We start from the raw sequence: 22687 nt of genomic DNA, 5'->3' as shown, positions 1-22687 counted from the left end.
TAACAAATCGCAAAAAACGACCACTATAGAATGCTTAATCGAAAGCTAAATAGTAATGGTCGTTTGTCGTTTAAAATCTGTACTTAGCAATGGTTTTATTGAAGCATTGCTAAGCGTTTGCAAAAAATAGCTTATAGAAAGAGCAGATTAAGAAAATGCTTGGATACCAGTCTGCGCACGACCTAAGATAAGGGCATGAATATCATGCGTTCCTTCATAAGTGTTGACCGCTTCTAAGTTCATCACGTGACGAATAACATGATATTCATCAGATATACCATTACCGCCATGCATATCACGGGCGACGCGGGCAACATCCAGCGCCTTGCCACAGTTGTTACGCTTAATCAATGAAATCATCTCTGGCGCTGCGTTATCCTCATCCATCAAACGACCCACACGTAGCGCCGCTTGTAAACCGAGAGTAATCTCAGTTTGCATATTGGCAAGCTTTAACTGTACCAACTGGGTGGCTGCTAATGGACGTCCAAACTGCTTGCGATCAAGGGTATACTGACGCGATGCTTTCCAGCAGAACTCAGCCGCACCCATTGTGCCCCAAGCAATGCCATAACGGGCTTTATTTAAGCAGCCAAACGGACCTTTAAGGCCACGAATATCTGGGAAAGCATTGGCTTCAGGGACAAACACTTTATCCATGACGATCTCACCAGTCACTGAGGCGCGTAGTGAAAATTTACCTTCAATCTTAGGCGCTGATAAGCCTTTCATGCCTTTATCTAGAATAAAGCCACGAATGTCGCCTTCATCATCTTTTGCCCACACCACAAATACATCGGCGATAGGACTGTTAGTGATCCACATTTTGCTACCTGTCATCTCGTAACCGCCATCAACTTTGCGTGCACGCGTTGACATTGATGATGGATCTGAGCCTGAGTCCGGTTCAGTCAGACCAAAACAACCGACATATTCACCAGTAGCCAACTTAGGCAGATACTTTTCTCTTTGCTCTTCAGTACCATATTCATGTATGGGATGCATCACTAAGCTTGACTGTACGCTCATAGCCGAGCGATAACCTGAGTCTACCGCTTCAATCTCTTTGGCAATTAAACCGTATGCGACACTCGACATGCCAGCACAGCCATAGCCATCAATAGTGACCCCAAGCAGCCCCATCTCACCCATTTGACGCATAATATTGCGATCAAAATGCTCATTACGGTTGGCTTCAATAATATTTGGCATCAGCTCTTTTTGAAAGAACTGGTGAGCTGTGTCCATAACCATACGTTCTTCATCAGTCAACTGATCACGCAATAAAAAAGGATCTTCCCAATCAAAACGTGGGCTGCTAGATTTTGCCATGTTGTGCTCCTTGGTGTCAGTCGTCCTGACTAATAAGTAGTATTTGATTTGCTTAATAGTTAACGCTTATTTAATACTTGAATTATTTATTCCGCTGTGCGAAACTTAGTTTCATAATATAAAACCATTTAAGCAGAATTTATGTCTGCTGTAAACCTTTATCCTGAATTACGGCTGTAAAATGACAAAAAACTTACCAATAACCACAGCAGCAGCGCCACTATTAGAACAAATGAACGCTGCCCTTACCCACAGCAAAGCGGCTGATGATCGACAATTCGTCACTGCACTTGGCCGCGGACTCACGTTACTTGCCGCATTTGAACATCATGAACATCTTAGCCATCAGCAATTGTGTCAGCTTACAGCGTTGCCCAAAGCAACTGTTACCCGTCTGATTTATACTTTGTCTACGCTTGGATTTTTACGCACAACAGCGCAGGGACAATATCAATTGGGCAGCAGCGCCGTACGACTTAGTGCGCAAGCTTGGAGTCGTCATGATGTGGTGGCATTCGCTGAACCTTTATTACGCCAATTTGCCACGCAAAATGAAGTATCGGTAAATCTAGCGACAGAAATCGAAGGAGAAATGCGTTATTTGGCTTGTTGCCGTAGCCCTGCTCGTCTTTCAGTAAACCTGCAAATCGGCTCAGCAGTACCCGTTGCGCGAACCGCTATTGGACGTGCCTTTTATGCGGCAAGCTCGCTTACTCGGCAAACGGTAATAATGGCTAACTTACAAACGTGCTTACCTGACGCTGAGTTTCAACAAGCGCAAACGGCATTAATTGATGCATCAACCTATTATGAAATCCATGGCTATACGCTATCTGATGGGGAGTTTTCTACGGATATTTTAGCGGTGGCAGTGGGTGTTTTTGATGTAACGACTGGACATTATGCCTATTCATTAAATGCCAGTGTTCCTCGGTCAAATTGGCAAGCCAAAGAATACGTGGCAATGATAGTACCGAAGTTGCAAGCACTTGCAGAGCGGGTTGGGCGCGGTACTTAGAGTCGCGATTGATTGATACCTAGTTGCCAATAATAACAGCTGGCAACTAGGTAGATAATGCTATGAACATGTCGACTATTGCCGATACTCATTAATCTATAGCAACGGCGTTAGCAAGCCGTTACTCAATTTGTCCTTAACCCATGATATTATAGTCACATTATATGCGTGGCTTATTAATAGCATTGTCGACTGTCACTATCGAAGCAGTCGCTACCCTATTATTTTCATTATTTAATTTAATGATTGCCACGTTTTTTAGTTTCTATGTTTTATAGTTGAGTGTTGCTATGCCCGAATCTCGTACCAATTTAAACCCTAAGCCAAATACTAACGCTCCCTACCTAGTCGGTGTGTTACTGCGTTACAGTACCTTTGGCGCAGCAATTTTGCTGTTTTTAGCCGGTCTGCTATTGTTTAATTGGTGGCTCATCGTCCTCGGTGGCTTGGGTGTGGGTTTGGGCATTTATGATTTAATACAAACCAAGCATGCCATATTGAGCAATTATCCCGTTGCCGGTCATATTCGCTACGTGCTTGAGGATTTTCGACCTGAGATTCGGCAATATTTGCTAGAAAATGACAAAGAACAAGTACCGTTTTCACGCCAGCAGCGAGCATTGATTTATCAACGCGCCAAGAATGTTAGCGACACCAATGCTTTTGGTACCCTTGATAACTTATATGCGCATGGTAAAGAGTGGTTTTTACAGTCGGCGATCAGTCAGCCCTTAGAGAATAAAAGCTTTCGCATTAGCGTTGGTGGCGAGCGTTGTCAGCAGCCGCACGATATGTCAGTATTTAATATCTCGGCAATGAGCTTTGGTAGTCTGTCCGCCAATGCCATTATGGCGCTCAATCAAGGTGCAAAGATGGGCGGCTTTACTCATGATACCGGTGAAGGTGCGATCAGTCCTTATCATCGTAAGTTCGGTGGCGATCTGATTTGGGAGCTGGGTACCGGCTACTTTGGTTGCCGTGATGACGAGGGTAATTTTGATCCGCAGTCTTTTGCTGAAAAAGCGGTCGATCCACAAGTCAAAATGATAGAAATTAAACTGTCACAAGGTGCCAAGCCTGGTAAAGGTGGCGTACTTCCCGCAGAAAAAATTACTCAAGAAATTGCCGATACTCGCCAAGTGCCACTGGGTCAAGACTGCGTGTCCCCATCCTCGCATACAGCTTTTAGTACCCCGCGTGAGTTGGTCGCATTTTGGCAGCAATTGCGTGAGCTATCAGCAGGTAAGCCTGTTGGTTTTAAGTTATGTATTGGTCAGCCATGGCAGTTTATGGCGATTGTCAAAGCCATGATTGAGACTGATAACTATCCTGACTTTATCGTTATTGATGGCGCAGAAGGCGGTACTGGCGCGGCTCCTGTAGAATTTATGGACAACGTCGGCATGCCAATGGTTGATGGGTTCTTATTGGTACACAATACCTTAGTGGGCGCCGGTATCCGTGACAAAATTAAGCTTGGCGTGAGTGGTAAAATCGTATCCGGCTTTGATATTGCACGCTTAATTGCCTTGGGCGCAGATTGGTGTAACTCGGCACGCGGTTTTATGTTTGCGGTTGGCTGTATTCAGTCGCGCTCCTGCCATACCAATACCTGCCCTACTGGGGTTGCCACTCAAGATCCTTATCGTCAAAAAGCGCTCGACGTCCCTAGCAAAGCTGAGCGCGTGGCAAACTTTCATAAGAACACTGTTAAATCACTTGCCAGTATCGTTGGCGCGGTTGGCTTACAACATCCTAGCCAGCTACAACCCTATCATATTGCTCGGCGTTTGGATGATGGGCAGATTAAACTGCTATCAAAGTTCTTTTACTTTACCGATAAAGGCGCGTTACTGGATCACAGTGCCCGCGCGGATGTTTTTAATCAGATGTGGGTAATGGCCAACCCTGATACTTTCTTAGCAGATAACGATGCGCTGATTGCCTATAATAAAGACTCGCGGGACAAGGGCAAAGAAACCAACGCCCCAACAGTAGAGACAACCACTGCAGGCGCGGAAAATGATATCAATGGTGGCAGGCTAATTGGTAATGTCAATAATACCTTTCGCGACCTGCCGCACATAAATAACTAAAGGGTATTAGGACATGACATCCTATAAACCATCTCCCTATTATTATAGAAGATAAGTAATTGATGACCTGCTTTACTTTTGCTGTACCTGCTATGTCTGTGCTGGCGCTTACTCTAAGCCTCAGTGCTTGCCAGCCGCTCACTACTGATACATCCAATACTGCGGAAGAGTGGTCGTGTCAGACGCAAGCGTCGCCTTTCTCCTATAGTGCTTGTCGTATTGATGCGGATGCGTTAACCGATTCCCGCTATTCGCTAGCGCTATTTTGGCAAAAAGCAGATAACAAAACAGCGCTTCTCACCTTTGATAACTTATTAGCCGCCTTACCAGCGCAGCAAACCCTTACCTTTGCGATGAATGCGGGTATGTATAATGAGCGCTATGCTCCGATTGGCTATACGGTCATCGAAGGTGAAGAGATATTGTCATTAAACCTTAAAAAAGGTGGCGGTAATTTTCACCTACTGCCCAATGGGGTGATGTGGTGGGATAAAGCTGGTAACGTACAAATTACTGAAAGTTATGCTCTAAAACAGCAACTTGAAGAAGGGTTAGCACAGCCTTGGTTTGCCACTCAATCAGGGCCGATGCTAGTCATCAACGACACCATCCATCCAAAGTTCAATCTAGATAGCACCTCGTTTAAGTTCCGTAATGGCGCTGGCGTCTGTACAGATGGCAGCATACAGTTTGTGAATAGTAATGAGCCTGTCAATTTTTATCAATTTGCGACACTTTTTAAAGAGGAGCTGCACTGCCCAAACGCTCTGTTTTTAGATGGTGGTATTGCTTCAGCACTGTACGCACCAACAATCGATAAGCACGATAAAAAGGAAATGGGTGTGATAATTGGTGTGGTTGAGACAAAATAAGGAGGTTGACCTAGAGCCGTCAGCTAAAGCGATCTTTAGTATCACACCCTGCCCGCTTAAAAGCTCTAAACCTCAATAACCATAAAAAACTCAAACAGAACAACAACCGCAAGTCGGTAATTTTTGCTACAATACGCCCAATTTTAATTTCATATTAAACCAACTTATTGAGAGACCATTATGGGTTTTAACTGCGGTATCGTCGGCCTACCAAACGTGGGTAAATCCACCTTGTTTAATGCTTTGACTAAAGCGGGAATCGCCGCTGAAAACTTCCCCTTTTGCACCAAAGATCCCAATACCGGTATCGTTCCTGTACCTGACCTACGCCTAAAGAAGCTGGCTGATATTGTCAAGCCTGAGCGCGTATTGCCAACTACCATGGAGTTTGTTGATATTGCTGGTCTCGTTGCTGGCGCCTCAAAAGGCGAAGGCATGGGCAACCAGTTCTTAGCTAATATTCGTGAAACCGATGCCATCGCCCATGTGGTGCGCTGCTTCGATGATGATAACGTGGTGCACGTTGATGGTCGCATCAGCCCGATTGATGATATCGAAATCATTAATACCGAGCTGGCTTTAGCCGATCTTGAAGCCGTTAGCCGTGCCATGCATAATTTAGGCAAAAAAGCCAAAGGTGGCGATAAAGACGCGCAAGCGATGTTAGATGTCTTTAAAAAAATCGAGCCGCTATTAGCTGAAGGACAACCAGCGCGCGCGGCAAACCTCGATACCGATGAGAAGAAGCTGATCAGAAGCTATGGCATTATTACTCTTAAGCCTACCATGTATATCGCTAACGTCAGCGAAGATGGTTTTGAGAATAACCCTTATCTTGATGCGGTACGCAACTATGCGACTGGTGATGAGTCGATTGTCATTGCACTATGCAATCAAATCGAATCTGAGATTGCTCAACTCGATGAAGATGACAAAAAAGATTTCTTAGAAGATATGGGTATGGAAGAGGCCGGTCTTGATCAAGTGATTCGCGGCGGTTATGACTTACTTGATATGCAGACGTACTTTACTGCTGGTGTGAAAGAAGTACGCGCTTGGACCGTTGCTATCGGCGCGACTGCGCCTCAAGCTGCTGGGGTCATTCATACTGACTTTGAGCGCGGCTTTATTCGTGCTGAAGTTATCGCTTATGACGACTTTATTGAGTGTAATGGCGAAAAAGGCGCAGCAGCAGCCGGTAAATCACGTTTAGAAGGTAAAACCTATATCGTCCAAGATGGCGATGTGATGCACTTTAGATTCAACGTCTAACGACCAGACAGTTACTCTTTTAACTTTTTTGAATGATAATAATTTTAAAAACCAACGATTTTAGCTTTCGTTGGTTTTTTTATATCTTTCATGTGTTATATTATAACATTACATATATATAGTATTGTCATTTTCTTAACCTATAATGAGCTCACTTTATACACTCCCTACTATCTATGGATAACCCTAAATCTTTTGCGGCCCTGTTGTCTTTATCTCTTTTAATAGGTGGCTGTCAAAAAGGTTCTGAAGCGCTTCTAGGGGACAGTGAAAATCCTGATGAGCACCATGACCATACTACCGACGTTGAAGGTCACGACCATGACCAACATGAGAGTGAACATGAACGCAATCATGACCATCAAGCTATAGCCATGACCACTTATGAGTGTGGCTCTAAGCAAATTATTGAAGCACATTATGCCGCACCAGCTGAAAAACCCACTGATATACCAGCTGACGAAAACGGCACCCATTTGTTAATTGATGGTATTCAATATGATCTAACGCCCAGTCCAGTCGTAGCCAGTTCAGCCATATCTAGTTCAACGACAATGATGAGCTATGAAACAGAATATGGAATTAATGATAATGCTGGATTGATTTGGTAGGTTGATGGAGATGACGCTACTTTGATTAATAAAACTTTAGATAGCAATATTCCTATCGAAAAAGAAAAAGTACTATTCAACTGTCATGATCTGAAGTCTTAAACCTATTCACAGGGCAATGTTGGATTTTTCCTGATCTTTGATTGAGAAGATACAATGCTCTAAAAATACAACCTTCTAGGTGGTGTACCAAGGATGCTATTTTGCTATGCTAGAGGTCACTCTAGTCTCGGATATTATTCAATATGCAAGGCAATCTAACGTCCTCACCATCTTTAACTAGCCAGTGGTCTTATCTGTTAAATTCGCAGCGTCTTGGTTCATCCAAAAACTCTAGATCTATTGAAACCACACGTTCCCAATTTCATAAAGACTATGATCGCTTGGTTTTTTCACACTCCTTCCGCCAGCTCAATCAAAAAACCCAAGTGCATCCGCTGACCAATCAATTGGGTATTCATACGCGCTTAACTCATTCATTGGAAGTATCTTGTATTGGGCGCTCATTAGGAATGATGGCAGCAGAAAAGTTACATGATAAATTGCCAAACGGCTTACCAGCGGGAGTCACACCCGCCGATGTTGGGGTGATTGTGCAAGCAGCTTGCTTAGCCCATGATATTGGCAATCCGCCTTTTGGTCATGCCGGAGAATATGCCATTCGTGACTGGTTTTTGCATCCTGAGCGCGAGATAATATTGCAGCATTTAAGTACAAATGAACGCTTGGATGTTCTAGCCTATGAAGGTAACGCTCAAGGGTTTCGGTTATTGGTGCGCAATGAGCATCATCCTGATACCGGTGGTATGCGTCTCACTTGCGCTACTCTAGGCGCGTTTATGAAATATCCATGGCTAGCAACGCATAGCAACCCTTCTCACGTCAAAAAATCTGATGTTAATCATAACCAGACAATACCGGCAATGACTGATTTACAGAAATTTGGCTGTTTTTATAGTGAAGCTACGCAATTAGAAGAGTTAGCAGCTTGCTTGAATTTGCCGCGCTCAGAGTATCACGATGGCTTTGCTCGTCATCCGCTCGCTTATTTGCTAGAAGCGGCAGACGATATCTGCTATGCGCTGATAGATTTAGAAGATGGCGTTCATCTTAATATGCTCAGTTATACCGAGGTGGCGAATATACTTTATGAGCTGATTGGCGAGCGCCCTGCTACTATTATTCTGCCACCACAGATATCCGTTAGGCAAAGTTTAGCGTCACTACGTGCACGGGCAATGATGCGTTTGGTCAATACCGTCACCGATGCCTTTGTGGCCAATGCCGATGCCATGCTAGCAGGAACCCTAACCGGTAGTTTGTTTGCCCATTGTGATAGGAATGTTCAAAACGGTATCAATGAGGCCAAGCAATTGGCACGTGAGAAAATATTTAACCATCCCAGTAAAGTAAGAATGGAGCTCATGGCCAATCAGTGCTTGCATCGGCTGCTCGATTCTTTTATGCCACTCGCCTGGATACCGATACAAAAATTACAAACCGCGCCTATGTCTTTTGAACAACAGCGGCTGCTTAGTTTACTACAACCCCACCTTACTGAACATCGACACCTATTATCAGATAACATTTATCATAACATTCTCAATATTTTAGATTTTATTACAGGTATGAACGACCATGAAGCTTATAGATTGGCACAAGAATTGCAAGGTCATTGGGGCACAATGGTTTAAGTAGGGTATAAAAATTACCTTTACTTCATACAGATAAGGTTTTCATTCGTATTTTTGCGCTGAAATGAGTATGATAAACGTCTATTGGATAATTTTGAAATATTATGAGCAGTCGCGAACAAAAAAAACTTCAGACTCGGCGGGCATTTTTTAATGCCGTACTGGATCTCTGTATGACCGGCCAATCGTTTAGCTCCATTAGCCTTCGACAAGTGACCCGTGAGGTTGGTGTGGTACCGACGGCATTTTATCGCCATTTCGATGATATGGAATCCTTGGGTCAGGCGTTAGTGGTTGAGGAATTAGGCGGTACGCTAGCTATATTGAGCGACAGCCTACAAATTGGGCGCAAACGTAGCTTTGACCGACAAATTGCCAAAAGCATCCAGCTATTTTTGCAGACCATCAGCGCACAGCCACGTTATTGGCAGTTTTTGGTTAGCGAACGCTTTGGGGGCTCAGAAGCGGTGCGTAAAGCTATCAATAATTTGATAAAAATGCATGGCAAAATTTTAGGAGAAGACTTGGCGCTACAGCCTGCATTTGCTCATATCAATGATCATGATCGTCGGCTACTGTCTGAAGCTGGGATAAATATGTTCTTTTCTTGGATTATCGATTGGCTGGAGCTAACTTATTGTGAAGATCATGATGATGAAGTTGATTTGGCTGAAATCGAAGATGAAAAGCAGCTGATGCTACATAATTGTATCCGCCAAGCACAAATGCTGTTTTATGGCGCCTACAATTGGAAGTCTAGTGAAGAGACTCGCCTTAGTGATTAAACTTTATAATGCTAAAAACTAGGCCGAAACGCCCATAAACGTTGCGATACCACTTTGATAACTTTAGGACTGCCCATACTGTTATCATCGTTATTGCTATTAGGGTTGGGATTATTATTGGCATTGCCACTATTATTATTGACGTCCGCTTTACTAATCAAAACGGTTGCATAACGTTGCCGCGCTTCGCCAATATTTGCGCTATCTGTAGCAATAATAAGTGCCATAAATGCTTGGCTATCAACTGCTAATAAGGGTTCTATTGCCTGACGCTGCTCCGTACTGAGAACGCTCAACTGCGGCAGTTGCCATAAATTATCGATAGACCCAACTGTCTGCTGAGCGCGCAAATCAGTCAGTGCTTGCATCTGCTCAGCAGTCGCACCCTCTACCAACGCTGCCAGCACCACGGGACTTGCGGTATTAACATTAATCGGTAAATAATAAGGTACAGCGGTAATATAAGGTCGCAGGGTTGCTAACACTTCAGCGCTCACTCCGCGAACTGCTTGCAATTGTTCAACACTCGCAAACGGCTGATTAGGTAAGGTTTTATCTGCTAAATTTCCTGCCTGCCGCGCATAGACTACCCCTTCATCGCCGCCGTCTTTGTAAGTCTCGTTATCCGTATCTTGCCAATCAAGCACCGCAATCGCGATATCGGGCTCCAGATTTAGCTGGCTCAATAAGCGCTGGAATACGGTGAGAGCAGCGCTATCAGTCGCCCCATTATGATAGAGATTATTAATATTAAAACGGCTGGCTTCGTCACGTAATTCAACGGTGATGGTATGCGAGCCTAAAGTATAAGGTGGCAGAGGCTGCGCCCAAATGTCTTGTGCACTGTCGGTATCGTTCAGTTTATTATCAGCACGAATCATAGTCATTGCTAACTGCTGACCGGCATCAATATCTTGTAGTAGCTGGTCTTGATTAAAGAGTAGCCCACTACGGCGGATCGCAATCTTTTGACTGGCCAGCATCGCCCCTGCGACCACAGTAATACTGACCACCAAAAGTAAAATGGTCAAAAGTGCCACACCGCGCTGAGAGTCTGCTGTCATTGACATAAGTGTCTTATTTTATTAGGTCGTTACAGTTGTAAAGAAGCGCTTATGGGGTCAGCGCCCATTGCCATGTGATCGGCATGTCTTGATAAGTAAAGCTCACCCCTATCCCTTTGGGTAGCAGAATAATTTCAGATTTGTCAGTAGTGCGAGTAGCCGTTTGTCCTACCGCTGAGTTATTATTGTTAGTGCTGTTATTATTACCGCTATCTCTATTGGGGAACTTCAGGCTTATTTCGGGCAAATAAGCCTGCCAGCGCCCAGCACTTACCCCTTCAAGCAGTACGGTGTCTAAGCTGATGCTATCACGTCCCCCTTGAATACTAGTATACTGCCGACGAATCAAACGCTGGTCGGCAAAGATATATTCAACACGCTGTAGGCTAGGGCTACTTTGATAACGCGGATCAGGATCTGCAAAGCGCACAAAGTCTACATGCTCACTATCCAAACTCATAAAAGGTTCAACGGAGATAGGTAGGGCTTGCTTATTCTTTCCGGTATTATCGTTTTCATTATTATTGTTATTGCCATTTGGGTTTGGCGTATTGGTAGTATTATTGACGCCAAAATTTTGCTCAGCAGGCGCTTGATAATCAATAATTTGCCCCATATCTTGTTGCAATTGCAAATACGCATACTGCAATACGGCCAGCTGATCCGCGTGGTACTGCGCCCGTTCGCGCGCTCGGTTAACGCCATCAAACACTTGCCAGCCAGCAACCGCTAACATCGCAAATATCGCCATCGCTACCATCAGCTCAAGTAAGGTAAAACCCTGCTGCTGCCTCACCGCTCACCTCTAGAGGATCCTAAACTGGCCAAATCCAAACTGCCAATTTCTTGCTCAGTATTACTTAGCATTATATTAATATCAGTAACGACCGTATGTGCTTGATTATCAACAATAGGCGCAACCGTGATATTCACCTCTTTTAGTGCTGGAGTTAGGGTATCAGCAACCGTCATCGTTACTTGCCAATCACGACCTTGACTGTTGAACTTTTGCGTACGGTTGGCGGTCAACCAAGTCTCTTGAATACGTAGATCAGCAGCTGCGTTTTGCGCTACAAAGTGCGCAAGCGTTCGTGTTTGCAACACATCGACTGAGTTTAAATAAGCACTACTGGCACGGCTAGCAGCCACCGCCACCACTGCTAAAATCGCTAGCGCCACCATCACCTCAATCAACGTAAATCCACCCTCACGGTTGCCGCCAGTGACAGACGATTTTGGTGCCTGACTTATCGACTTAGAAAGAACGCTCATCAGCTATATCCCCTGCCCGATCGTCATACTACCATCAGGCATAATGGTAATAACCTCACCAACCAAACGCGACTGATACCGTACTTCTATGGTTGCCGGCGTAGCCTGCCCAGTCCCGAACCATAATAGTTGCGGTACCGTTTGCCCAGTAAACCAAGGCTGCAATGCTCGCGGCTCTACTGAACTATTTATACCAGTCATATTACTGGCATCTAGGCTTTGAATACTGATACTGACCCCAGCAGGCAGCGCTGGTAACGTTACTTCTGGCTCAAGTGCCCAGCTTGGTGTTGGTAGTTTGTCGGTATTAGCGGCTAATAAGTTGGTTGAAAGCTCCATTGAATTTTTGGGACTACTATCAGTATTGTTTGATATGGCAGTATTTTGATAATTAATATAAGGATTGGATAAGGTGACAATAACTGGCGTGACTTGGCCTTGTTTGTCTGCTTGCAGGCTCAGCCCCATCGGCTGCAGACGCTCAGCAGAGAGCAGGCGCACATAACTTAGCGAATCAGTAAAGTGTTCATAAAAGGCGCGGTTCTTTCGAGAGTTACTACTACCGACTGATAAGCTTATCATGCCTGCAAATATCGATATGATAACTACCACCACTACAATTTCAACCAGCGTAAAGCCTGCCTGCGTGTGGGCCACTCTTGATAGCGACTTAAAGGTCAGTTGTTGACAATAATTAGGATGAGGCGAATATCGAAATGAGCATCGAAGTGAACAAGGCGCTGAGCTGGACTGAGCTTTGGCAGTAACCGGCATAGGGCACCTATTATCATTGTCGTAGGGGGTAAAATCACAAGGATAACTAGCAAACGTTAAGGGCTATTTATTAAGTGAAAAACTGATTATTAACATGCAATCAGTCGCTGAAATAAAACCTAACGTTTGAGATTTTAACCGATGTAGACTACACCGGTTAGGTTTTTTTAGATATTAATAAGTGGCATTGCGATGGGCTTCTGACTCGGTATCAATCTGCTCTACCAACTCCTGCATATCTTCATCCATTACTTCTTGATCAGGTGCATAAGTAGGATAATGACTGGGCAACTCTAACATCTGCATAACCAAAGCATAACGCAAGGTATCGCGACGACCTAAGTAACGCTGATAAAAGCTAGAATTCAGTAGTCCGGCACCACCCTGACCCATCGCCCAAATAGAAGATAGGTAATCACGAGTACTCAAACTGCTGCGCTCATCTTTTAGATGAGCACTGACAATATCAATCAAACGCTTCATACGCTGGCGGCGAATATCATACAGCTCACCAAATAAGCGATTCAAACCGGTCACAGAGGCAGCCAGTCGCTCTTCGATTTGATTCAAAAGCATGGCTTTTTGCGGATTGAATAACTGCTGAAATATCATACGCGCCACCCCTGCTGATGGGCAGTCATCAATACGATTAATCTCAAAAAGTTGTTCTTCGTAGCGAATAATAATACGTAAATAAAGCTCATCTTTACTAGAAAAATGCTTATATAGTGTGCCTTTAGCCAAGTCAAGCTGATCAGCCAAACTGTCCAAAGTGATATCACCATTGCCAGACTCTAGCAGCAGTTGCTCAGCCATCGCTAAGATATTCTCTTCTCGTGCCTTAAACTGGTGCTGACGACTCATGATCTCTCCTAGAATCTAACAATATTAAGCAGATGGCCACAGTGCAATAATTAGTACGTCGATACGGACTATAATATGACCGTACCATAGCCATAACGAGTCACTCCACTGATCGGTACCATACAAATAACTAGCCGCTTAACACGTACATTCAATAAATGACTGATTGGTCATAGCATAACGATTTTAATGATACTGTGCTAGTAAATTCTCAAAGTTTTTTGCGGTCAGGGCTCCGACTTCTTCAGCACTACACCCATATAAATCGGCGAGGCAACTTGCTACATACGGCACATAGGCAGGCTCATTCGGCCGTCCACGCTTAGGTACTGGCGCAAGATAAGGACTGTCAGTCTCAATCAGCAATCGATCCTTAGGCATTTTTTGCGCCGCATCCTTTATGGTTTGCGCACTCTTAAAGCTGACAATACCCGAAAATGAGATATAAAACCCTAAGTCTAATGCACGCTTTGCGGTATCCCAATCTTCAGTAAAGCAATGAATGATGCCATGTTCAGCACCTTCTGCCTTTAAAATATCAATGGTGTCATGCTTGGCTTCACGAGTGTGCACGATAAGCGGTTTTTTGAGGCTTTGGCTGGCATGGATATGACGGGCAAGGCTGGCCTGCTGCTCATTTTTATTCTCGGTTGACCAATAATAGTCCAGCCCAGTCTCGCCTATTGCCCAGACATGATCAGCATCAGCAGTCGTGATCAGCCGCTCTATAGTTGCTGACTGTAACACGCTAATATCTTCACAAGGATGAATACCCACACTCATACCTAGGTTTAAAGTCTCATCACCATACGTGCTGACAATATGAGCAATCTCATCGTACTCAGCAAAGTCACACATGATCGCCATCGCACGGGTGACATTGGCGTCTTTCATAGCGGCAATTGCGCCAGCTAATTCACCATCATGGCGAGTCAAATCTAAACGATTAAGATGGCAGTGGCTATCAGTAAACATAAATAATCTCGTAATAAATAATTGTATTAATAAGAGTGTTAATTGCCTTAGCAAGGCTGTTTTTCAAGAGGGGCTCTTTGACAAGGACTTCATTCTTCATTTAAAAATAATGATAAAACCAAAATTAAGCAATTTCTTTAAACGCCGTTATCTGTAATTGGCCGGTTTCTATCCGCTCAAAGCTAACATCAACAGATTTATAACGCATCACAAACCCTGTATGTAATTCCTCACGGCGATACGCAGGGCGCGGATCTTGGGCAATTAAGGCTTTTATAAGCTCAATGTCAGACGCTATTAGTTGTTTTTGCCTCTTATAAATAATGGCTGACACAGTAGCGCTTTTCTCGCGATTATTATCCTGACCTGCGTCGATGATTTCTATAAATTGATCTCGGGCCTGTTCAGACATCATTACCGTTAACACTGTTGGCGCATCGGCTGCAAAGCCACTATGGGCAACACTGATCGCATCACTATAAGCCACGTAGGGCTTGATATCGATAATTGGTGTCCCATCAATCATATCAGCGCCTCTAATAATCAGTAGCACTTTACCCTCTACTACCTCAATATGCTCAAGCTTGACCACCGATAGCCCCAGAGCAGAAGGACGATACATACTACGGCTGGCAAACACCCCTATTTTTTGATTGCCACCTAGCCTTGGTGGTCGTACTTGCGGGCGAAACGTCGCGTTAACATTACCGTCAGTTGCTACATTTGCTTTATCCGAAGGGTTCATTTCATTTAGATGATTGGTTTTACTTAAATAATTGTGATGAAACTGCCAACTGATCCAAATATGACTAAATGCTTCTAATCCTACAAATGCCGCTGGTGTATCATAAGGAGCAAGCATCTCAATGACACTAGTCAACGCCACTAGATTCGGCTGCCTTGGGGCACCAAATTTCTGTGACAATGGCGCACGATGGTAGCCAATAATAGGCGCAACATGACAAGGCATAACCCTGCTTCCTTATTAACAAATAAGTCTATAAAAAACCAATACGACAGCCTATGCAAAATATGTCGCTAACGATATTCCATTTTATCATGCTACTGAGAGCTTGCTTGGCGGATTTTTATTTTAAAGTTTGTTATGATGAATAATATTATTTATTGAGAATAACTTGCATTCATGTATCAGTTAAATGTGAACTATGTGGTGCTGGGATGGCTAGGGACTTATCAAGTCTAAACGGGCCTAGAAATAATGGTAAAATAGGTCTTTATAAAAATGTTTCTCTATAAAAACACTATTAACAGCTTTAGCCCTATTCTATTTACGCAAATAACGATTAATCAACGAGGACTTTATGTCAAAACTTCGCACCGAAACGGTCACAGAGGTTCATCATTGGAATGACGCTCTATTTACCATAAAAACTACGCGCGACGATGGCTTACGCTTCCGTAACGGTGAGTTTGCAATGATTGGTATCGTCGTTGATGGCAGGCCACTATTGCGAGCTTACTCGATTGCTAGCCCTAATTACGAAGAGCACTTAGAGTTCTTTTCTATTAAAGTTCCAGACGGTCCTTTAACTTCACGCCTACAACATATTAAAGTTGGCGACGAGTTATTGGTCAGTAAAAAGCCCACGGGCACGCTGGTATTAGATGATCTACTACCAGGAAAAAATTTATATATGCTGTCAACAGGCACAGGCCTTGCGCCATTCTTAGCATTAGCTCGTGATCCTGAAGTCTATGAGCGCTTTGAAAAAGTAATTTTGGTACATGGCGTTCGCTATATAGATGATTTGGCCTATTGCGACATGTTCGAAAATGAGTTACCTAATGATGAGATCTTTGGCGAATTATTCCGCGAAAAATTTATTTATTACCCTACTGTTACTCGTGAAGACTTTAAAAACACGGGCCGTATCACTGACTTGATGAAATCTGGCAAGTTCTTTGAAGATATTGGCTTACCACCGATCAATAAAGACGATGACCGCGTCTTGATCTGCGGTAGTATGCCTTTCAATGCCGAGGTGTCAGATATTTTAGACGACTTTGGGCTGACAGTCTCACCACGTATGGGTGTACAAGCGGACTATGCGGTCGAACGTGCTTTTGTTGGTTAGAAAAAGATAATTATAATAAATAATTCTTGACCCTCAAAATTAGGCTGTTATAATATGCAGCCTATACAGCTAACCCTGTAGCCCAATTCAATAATGTTTAGCAGTACCAACATTGTTACCTAACACGCCGGTGTGATGGAATTGGTAGACATGACGGATTCAAAATCCGTTGCCTTTAAAAGCGTGTCGGTTCAAGTCCGACCACCGGTACCATACAGTAGTCCGAGTAAGTTCAATTAGCCCATACGTGATAAGCGTTTGGGCTTTTTTGTGTCCGTAGTCGTCTATAGCAAACTGAGATTTTTAACAGTAAACTAAGCGGTAATGACCCTTTTTACTGTTTATCTTAAATGAAATTACTGTCATGGCTCGCATTACTAACCCATTGACCAATACGGAAGTCGCTAAAGCAAAGGCTAAAGAAACGCTTCTATCAGCTGTTTCAACTTTATCCCTCCTAAAATAAGTTGACACATTTTAGGACGGTATATTGGGTCTATCAGAGTATGTCCTTATACATCGTCGTCACCTCTTCTACTGTCATATCCTTGGGATTGGTCGCAATCAGCCGCGCATAAGTATTGATAACGATGTCCGCTAGTGCTGGAATATCTTTTTCTGTAATATCGAGTTCGCTTAAACGATATTTAAGGCCACTCATCTCTAAGAATTTCTTTAATTGATGTATAAATAGACTTGCCGCCTCTAAGTCCGTCATAGTCGAGGTTTGGTTCGGCATGACGGCGCGGGCCAGTTCTGCATACATAGGTGCTGCTTCTGGCAAATTAAAAGTAAATACCGAGCACATGACCAGCGCATTGGCATGACCATGAGGAATATGAAAGTTAATACTGAGCGGATAGGAGAGTCCATGGACAGCCGCGACTGACGCATTGACAAAAGCGATACCAGCCAGCGATGAACCTAATAACATCTCACCTCTCGCCTCTATATCATCACCTTGATCCAGTACTCGTTCAAAATTATGCCACAGCATTTGCAAGCCTTTAACGGCTAGGGCATCTGAAATCGGGTTTTTCTTAGTACGACTGGTATAAGCTTCAATACAATGGACCATCGCATCAAGCGAAGTCGCCGCTGTAATATGACGGGGTAGTTTGAGCGTGAGCGTCGCATCTAAGATCGCAACATCCGGTAGAATTTTAGGCGTATAGATGGCCTTTTTACTGCCATCTTTAGCGGTTATGACTGATACGAAAGTTGCTTCTGCACCCGTGCCGGCAGTGGTGGGTATCGCGAACAGCGGTAACTTCTTAAAGCCGCTTAAATCAAGATCTAAGATATTAGTGACTGATTCGAAATCATTGGGATATAAAGCGACAATTTTTGCCGTATCAATAGAGCTGCCACCGCCCAAACCAATAACCAAGTCGCAGTGATTGCTTCTGGCCAGTGTAATGGCGTCGTTAACGACCTCAACAGGTGGATCAGCAACGACGGTATCAAAAACCACGACTTCAACGCCCACTTCTTGTAAAGACTGCTGTGCGATATCAACGTAACCCAGTTGCGAGATACCAGCGTCAGTGACGATAATGGCTGATGTGGCAGAGTACTGTTTGGCTAGCGCTCCTAGCTTTTGGCGCATACTGTCAGTGTCACTGACAATATGTCCGTTAGTATAAAACTCAATCCCTGACATGGTGTTCTTCCTTGTGTCTATTTCTTATTCTGTGAAGCATCAAAATTCTAATAGTGGTCGCTTTTATGTAGATGTGACCTTCTTATAAAGTAAATCGTATTCGTTAACATTAAATACTTATAGTGTTTAGTTATTCACTTCATCAGACTCTAATCTACATTTATTCGCATTGTCACATTATAAAATAACCTGGCACGCCTCTGACGAATTAAACCTTACAGGCAGCACTAGCAGCTTTGGCTTTTTTATAAACACCTTCGGCATCAAGTCCTAATGCGGTTACATCATCAAGGTATTTTTGGGTTCCTTTTAAAAGAGGTCCTTTCCAGTCTGGATCATTGAGTGGGTCGGGTATATTGACAATCTCATCCCCTCTATCTCTAGCAGCTTGAAGGCCTAGCAAATCAGTCTTATCCCACATTTTTCCGACTTTTTTAGTAAGCGCCATCCCCGAGTTGTCATCAATTACCTTTTTTAAGTCATCAGGCAAACTTTCATATTTATCTTTATTCATAGTCATCATCAGAGCAGAACTATAGAACGGGATATTGGTATGGTATTTGGTTAATTCATCAAGTTTGAAAGTCGTGATCGCTTCCCATGGAAAACTCAAACCGTCAACGACACCGCGCTGTAGAGACGTGTATATATCGTTTGCAGGCAAGCCTACAGGAGAGGCACCCATACTTTCAATAATGTCACCGGCTACAGCAGAAGGCCTGCGAATACGCATACCCTCCATATCTTCAGGGGTTCGAATAAGCTTGTCGGTAGTATGTAGAGTGCCAGGCCCAGTAGCGAACATAAAGAGTAGATGCGAGTCTTCGTATTCGCTAGAAATGGTACCATTTTCATAAAGGGTTTGGAGCATGCAACCCGTTTGCGTCGATGAGTTAGACAAGCCTGGAAGTTCTGCAATTTGAGTCAGTGGGAAACGTCCACTAGTATAACCCTGGACTTGGGAGCCGATGTCAATCATTCCCTTTACTGTGGACTCATAAGCCGTATCTTCTGTACTAAGGGTTGCCGATGGATATACCTCGACTTTGAGGCGCCCGTTAGAGTCTGCTTCGATTTTTTTAGCCCAAGGTTCAAAGATCTGTTGATTAACATCAGCGGTCGCTGGATAAAAATGCGAAAAACGCAGAACAGTGGTTTCTTGAGAGGAGGCAGTATCACTATTATCAGACTGGTTAGAACAACCAAACAAACTAACGGTTGCAAGCGCTGCTATAGAGAAAAGAGGAGCAAACTTCATTATCAATTCCTTTTGATAGTTATTAGAAGGATAAGGGTCACTTATCAATCAGCTAAATACATTAAATGTTTTCCGAATTATATTTAGTAATGATCAATAGCTAACTCTCTATAATATTTACGAATTATTATTATTAACTCAAGTTTAGACGACTATTTACAATTAAACATACGGTTCAAAATTAGCAGCTATAATGATAGCTTTCAAATCATTTTACGATATACAAAAGGTGTTTCCACAAGTGACTATCAAGAAGCTTTAGCAGCTGTGCTAGGCGACAATACTAAAGGTTTGTCATCTAACACCATCTCTAGGCCTAAAGAACGCTGGATTGATGAGCACCGAGAATGGCAGCAAAGAGACCTCAGTGATAAGTACTACGGGTACCTTTTGACGTGGTCCGCCTAGATGATCGCCTGTGTCTTCTGGAAAGCACTAAGCAAGATATATCCACAAACCAAACAACAACGCTGCTAGGTGCATAAAACAGTCAATGTGCTCAATAAACTACCCGAGGCGGTGCAACTAAAAGTGAAAGAAGCACTGCATGATATTTGGATGGCCGAGCCGTGTGAGAACGTCCATATACCAGGTTTGACAATATCTCTTTAGAAGAGTTATAGTCTTTAAAGGCTATAACTCTTCTAAAGAGATATTGTTTTTATTTTTTATAAAATATTTATTTATATCAACAGGTTATGCTTTTTTTACTTCGGAAAGCATCTTGTTTAGTACGTTTTTTACTGCTGCACATGGAGTTCAGCAATAGGGTCAAATAAAGATATCCAAGGAGAGGGTTTTTATGACTTATCAAAAAGTAGACCATAAGCTGTCCGCAAGCCAACAAGTAACTAATTGGCTGCAAGATTTTGATCAAGCCTTGCGCACAAAAAATATAGACAAAGTGGTTGGGTATTTTGAAACGGAAGGATACTGGCGTGATTTAGTTTCCTTTACCTGGAATATAAAAACGCTAGAGGGGCAAGATGAAATTAAAGAAATGCTTTCACATACCTTAGAAACTACTGAACCGTATAACTGGCAGCTTGATGAAGAAGCAGTGGAAAATGATGGGGTTATAGAAGCTTGGATAACCTTTAACACCAAAGTGGCGAAAGGCTATGGACATTTACGTCTGCGTAACGGTAAAGCTTGGACATTATTAACCACTATGGTTGAGCTCAAAGACTTCCCTGAAAAGCGTAAACAATTACGCCCAAAAGGTGCTGAACACGGCGTTAACCCTGATCGTTTGACGTGGTTGGAAAAACGTCAACTTGAGGAAAAAAATCTTGGTTATAGCGAGCAGCCTTATTGCTTAGTTATTGGTGGTGGCCAAGGTGGTATAGGTCTAGGCGCTCGTTTACGGCAACTCGAAGTTCCAACAATTATCATTGATAAGCAACCGAAGCCAGGTGACACCTGGCGTAACCGTTATAAGTCATTATGCTTACATGACCCTGTGTGGTACGACCACATGCCGTACATTCCTTTTCCTGAGAACTGGCCAGTATTTACCCCAAAAGACAAAGTTGGTGATTGGTTAGAGATGTACACTAAGCTTATGGAGTTAAACTATTGGGGATCGACTGAATGTATCAGTGCTGCTTTTGATGAAGAGTTACAGCAATGGAATGTCGAAGTTAACAGAGCAGGTGAACATTTAGTATTGCATCCTAAACAGTTGGTTATAGCTACGGGTATGTCAGGGTTACCAAATATTCCTGAAATTCCTGGTATGGAAGATTTTGCCGGAGAGCAACATCACTCTAGCCAACACCCAGGTGGCGAAGCTTATCAAGGGAAAAAATGTGTGGTACTGGGTGCTAATAACTCGGCGCATGATATTTGTGCTGCCCTTTGGGAAAATGGCGCAGACGTCACCATGATACAACGCTCATCAACGCATATTATTAAGTCAAACACCCTGATGGATGAAGTGTTAGGTGGTTTATACTCAGAAGAAGCCGTTGAAAAAGGAATTACCACTTATAAGGCAGATCTGACTTTCGGTTCTATTCCTTTTAAAGTTATGCCGCAATTTCATGAACCTGTCTATCGTAAAGTGGCAGAGTTAGATGCTGACTTCTATCAAAAACTAACCGATGCAGGCTTTATGCTCGACTTTGGTGAAGATCATACCGGTCTCTTTATGAAATATTTACGTCGAGGTTCTGGTTACTATATTGATGTCGGTGCCTCTGAGCTTGTAGCGGAAGGTAAGATAAAGCTTAAACCTAAAGTAAGTATTGATCATATCAAACCTAATTCAGTGGTGCTAACTGATGGCACAGAGCTAGAAGCTGATTTAATTGTGTATGCCACTGGGTTTGGCTCCATGAATGGTTGGGCTGCGAAAATAATTTCACAAGAAGTAGCCGATAAAGTCGGTAAGTGTTGGGGCATGGGCTCAGATACAGCCAAAGACCCAGGCCCTTGGGAAGGTGAGTTAAGAAATATGTGGAAACCAACGCAGCAGCAGGCGTTATGGTTTCATGGCGGAAACTTACATCAGTCTCGACATTATTCTCAATACTTATCACTGCAGCTTAAAGCCAGAATGGAGGGTGTAGAGACACCTGTTTATGGTTTACAAGAAGTTCATCACTTAGAGTAAGTTTAACGTTACTGCTGTGAGTAACTTATAAAAAACGGTAAGTTTGATGGTCGTACTGATTTGGTTCAGTACGGCCATTTTTGTATTAGGTCAGCTATTTTTGACAGGTCGCTTTACTTATGCAGACAAATTTCTTGCCAACGTTTTGATTTTAATGGCTTACATTGTAGATAAAGGATTTCTGTGTAAATGAATATTTAGTCTAAATGGTACTCACATATAATTCAGGATACTCTGAACCTTACTTTTTTCTTATTTACTTCTTATGACTTTTATATATCAACGATGTTATAACCTTATTGCAAACAGACCGATATAACCTTAGTATTTACACACTTTCTTGTCTTGTCTATTTCTTTATACCAATAAGTGATTTCTAGACTACCTAAATAAAGTTGTTTTTCTCTACCTTTTATTTTTTAGA

Annotated in this window: 19 protein-coding genes, 1 tRNA gene and 1 pseudogene; 11 read left to right on the top strand and 10 right to left on the bottom strand. The window is 43.1% G+C overall.

Features of this window, described 5'->3' with window-relative positions:
• Nucleotides 1-147: 147 nt before the first annotated feature.
• Nucleotides 148-1332: an acyl-CoA dehydrogenase gene (locus tag AAEY88_RS07060; protein ID WP_350560861.1), complete on the bottom strand. Its 1185-nt coding sequence runs from the start codon at nucleotides 1330-1332 to the stop codon at nucleotides 148-150.
• Nucleotides 1333-1513: 181 nt separating this feature from the next.
• Between AAEY88_RS07060 and AAEY88_RS07055 the strand changes: the two genes are divergently transcribed.
• The 7 genes from AAEY88_RS07055 (at nucleotide 1514) to AAEY88_RS07025 (ending at nucleotide 9680) form a co-directional block, all read left to right on the top strand.
• Nucleotides 1514-2350: a helix-turn-helix domain-containing protein gene (locus AAEY88_RS07055; RefSeq protein ID WP_350560859.1), complete on the top strand. Its 837-nt coding sequence runs from the start codon at nucleotides 1514-1516 to the stop codon at nucleotides 2348-2350.
• Between the two features lie 290 nt (nucleotides 2351-2640).
• On the top strand, nucleotides 2641-4446 hold the full coding sequence (locus tag AAEY88_RS07050) for an FMN-binding glutamate synthase family protein (RefSeq protein WP_350560857.1): 1806 nt from the start codon (nucleotides 2641-2643) through the stop codon (nucleotides 4444-4446).
• 62 nt (nucleotides 4447-4508) lie between these two features.
• Entirely contained in the window at nucleotides 4509-5318 is an 810-nt protein-coding gene (locus AAEY88_RS07045; RefSeq protein ID WP_350560855.1) for a phosphodiester glycosidase family protein, read from the top strand.
• A 180-nt stretch (nucleotides 5319-5498) separates the two neighbouring features.
• Nucleotides 5499-6590, top strand: coding sequence for a redox-regulated ATPase YchF (ychF, locus tag AAEY88_RS07040; RefSeq protein WP_350560853.1), 1092 nt, complete (start codon nucleotides 5499-5501; stop codon nucleotides 6588-6590).
• Between the two features lie 206 nt (nucleotides 6591-6796).
• Nucleotides 6797-7201: a hypothetical protein gene (locus tag AAEY88_RS07035; RefSeq protein WP_350560851.1), complete on the top strand. Its 405-nt coding sequence runs from the start codon at nucleotides 6797-6799 to the stop codon at nucleotides 7199-7201.
• Nucleotides 7202-7446: 245 nt separating this feature from the next.
• Nucleotides 7447-8895 (top strand): deoxyguanosinetriphosphate triphosphohydrolase, encoded by a 1449-nt coding sequence (locus tag AAEY88_RS07030; RefSeq protein WP_350560849.1) that lies wholly within the window; start codon nucleotides 7447-7449, stop codon nucleotides 8893-8895.
• Between the two features lie 104 nt (nucleotides 8896-8999).
• Nucleotides 9000-9680 (top strand): TetR family transcriptional regulator, encoded by a 681-nt coding sequence (locus AAEY88_RS07025; RefSeq protein ID WP_350560847.1) that lies wholly within the window; start codon nucleotides 9000-9002, stop codon nucleotides 9678-9680.
• A gap of 11 nt (nucleotides 9681-9691) precedes the next feature.
• On the opposite strand, the gene gspK is transcribed toward AAEY88_RS07025, so the two are convergent.
• From gspK to AAEY88_RS06990, 7 genes are all read right to left on the bottom strand, one after another.
• Nucleotides 9692-10744, bottom strand: a complete 1053-nt coding sequence (gspK, locus tag AAEY88_RS07020) for a type II secretion system minor pseudopilin GspK (protein WP_350560845.1) — start codon at nucleotides 10742-10744, stop codon at nucleotides 9692-9694.
• Nucleotides 10745-10793: 49 nt separating this feature from the next.
• Complete coding sequence (locus tag AAEY88_RS07015; protein ID WP_350560843.1) at nucleotides 10794-11540, bottom strand: type II secretion system protein GspJ; 747 nt, start codon at nucleotides 11538-11540, stop codon at nucleotides 10794-10796.
• A complete protein-coding gene (gene gspI, locus AAEY88_RS07010; protein WP_350560841.1) occupies nucleotides 11537-12016 on the bottom strand; it encodes a type II secretion system minor pseudopilin GspI in 480 nt (159 codons plus the stop codon). Before gspI ends, AAEY88_RS07015 begins: the two co-directional genes overlap by 4 nt.
• A gap of 3 nt (nucleotides 12017-12019) precedes the next feature.
• Complete coding sequence (locus tag AAEY88_RS07005; RefSeq protein WP_350560839.1) at nucleotides 12020-12790, bottom strand: prepilin-type N-terminal cleavage/methylation domain-containing protein; 771 nt, start codon at nucleotides 12788-12790, stop codon at nucleotides 12020-12022.
• A gap of 174 nt (nucleotides 12791-12964) precedes the next feature.
• Nucleotides 12965-13654, bottom strand: a complete 690-nt coding sequence (locus AAEY88_RS07000; protein ID WP_350560837.1) for a TetR/AcrR family transcriptional regulator — start codon at nucleotides 13652-13654, stop codon at nucleotides 12965-12967.
• A gap of 186 nt (nucleotides 13655-13840) precedes the next feature.
• A complete protein-coding gene (locus AAEY88_RS06995) occupies nucleotides 13841-14629 on the bottom strand; it encodes a TatD family hydrolase (RefSeq protein WP_350560835.1) in 789 nt (262 codons plus the stop codon).
• Between the two features lie 124 nt (nucleotides 14630-14753).
• Nucleotides 14754-15599 carry a TrmO family methyltransferase gene (locus AAEY88_RS06990; protein WP_350560833.1) on the bottom strand — a complete coding sequence of 282 codons (846 nt, stop codon included), beginning with the start codon at nucleotides 15597-15599 and terminating at the stop codon, nucleotides 14754-14756.
• A 352-nt stretch (nucleotides 15600-15951) separates the two neighbouring features.
• Here AAEY88_RS06990 and AAEY88_RS06985 point away from each other — a divergent pair, with 352 nt between their 5' ends.
• Both AAEY88_RS06985 and AAEY88_RS06980 read left to right on the top strand, forming a co-directional pair.
• The gene (locus AAEY88_RS06985; protein WP_350560831.1) at nucleotides 15952-16725 is read left to right on the top strand and encodes a ferredoxin--NADP reductase; all 774 of its coding nucleotides are present in this window, start codon (nucleotides 15952-15954) and stop codon (nucleotides 16723-16725) included.
• Nucleotides 16726-16851: 126 nt separating this feature from the next.
• Nucleotides 16852-16938 (top strand) — tRNA-Leu (locus tag AAEY88_RS06980).
• A 286-nt stretch (nucleotides 16939-17224) separates the two neighbouring features.
• Here AAEY88_RS06980 and AAEY88_RS06975 read toward each other — a convergent pair.
• Together AAEY88_RS06975 and AAEY88_RS06970 are read right to left on the bottom strand one after the other, a co-directional pair.
• Nucleotides 17225-18388, bottom strand: a complete 1164-nt coding sequence (locus tag AAEY88_RS06975; protein WP_350560829.1) for an iron-containing alcohol dehydrogenase — start codon at nucleotides 18386-18388, stop codon at nucleotides 17225-17227.
• Between the two features lie 208 nt (nucleotides 18389-18596).
• On the bottom strand, nucleotides 18597-19646 hold the full coding sequence (locus AAEY88_RS06970; RefSeq protein WP_350560827.1) for a TRAP transporter substrate-binding protein: 1050 nt from the start codon (nucleotides 19644-19646) through the stop codon (nucleotides 18597-18599).
• 219 nt (nucleotides 19647-19865) lie between these two features.
• Here AAEY88_RS06970 and AAEY88_RS06965 point away from each other — a divergent pair.
• Both AAEY88_RS06965 and AAEY88_RS06960 read left to right on the top strand, forming a co-directional pair.
• Nucleotides 19866-20231 (top strand): annotated as a pseudogene (locus tag AAEY88_RS06965) (transposase); the annotation flags it as partial.
• Nucleotides 20232-20448: 217 nt separating this feature from the next.
• Nucleotides 20449-22263 (top strand): NAD(P)/FAD-dependent oxidoreductase, encoded by a 1815-nt coding sequence (locus AAEY88_RS06960; protein WP_350560825.1) that lies wholly within the window; start codon nucleotides 20449-20451, stop codon nucleotides 22261-22263.
• Nucleotides 22264-22687 lie beyond the last annotated feature (424 nt).

The sequence above is a fragment of the Psychrobacter sp. CAL346-MNA-CIBAN-0220 genome (assembly GCF_040309805.1).
Lineage (GTDB): Bacteria > Pseudomonadota > Gammaproteobacteria > Pseudomonadales > Moraxellaceae > Psychrobacter.
Note: the sequence above shows the minus strand (reverse complement) of the source record. Positions and strands in the feature narration are given on the sequence as shown.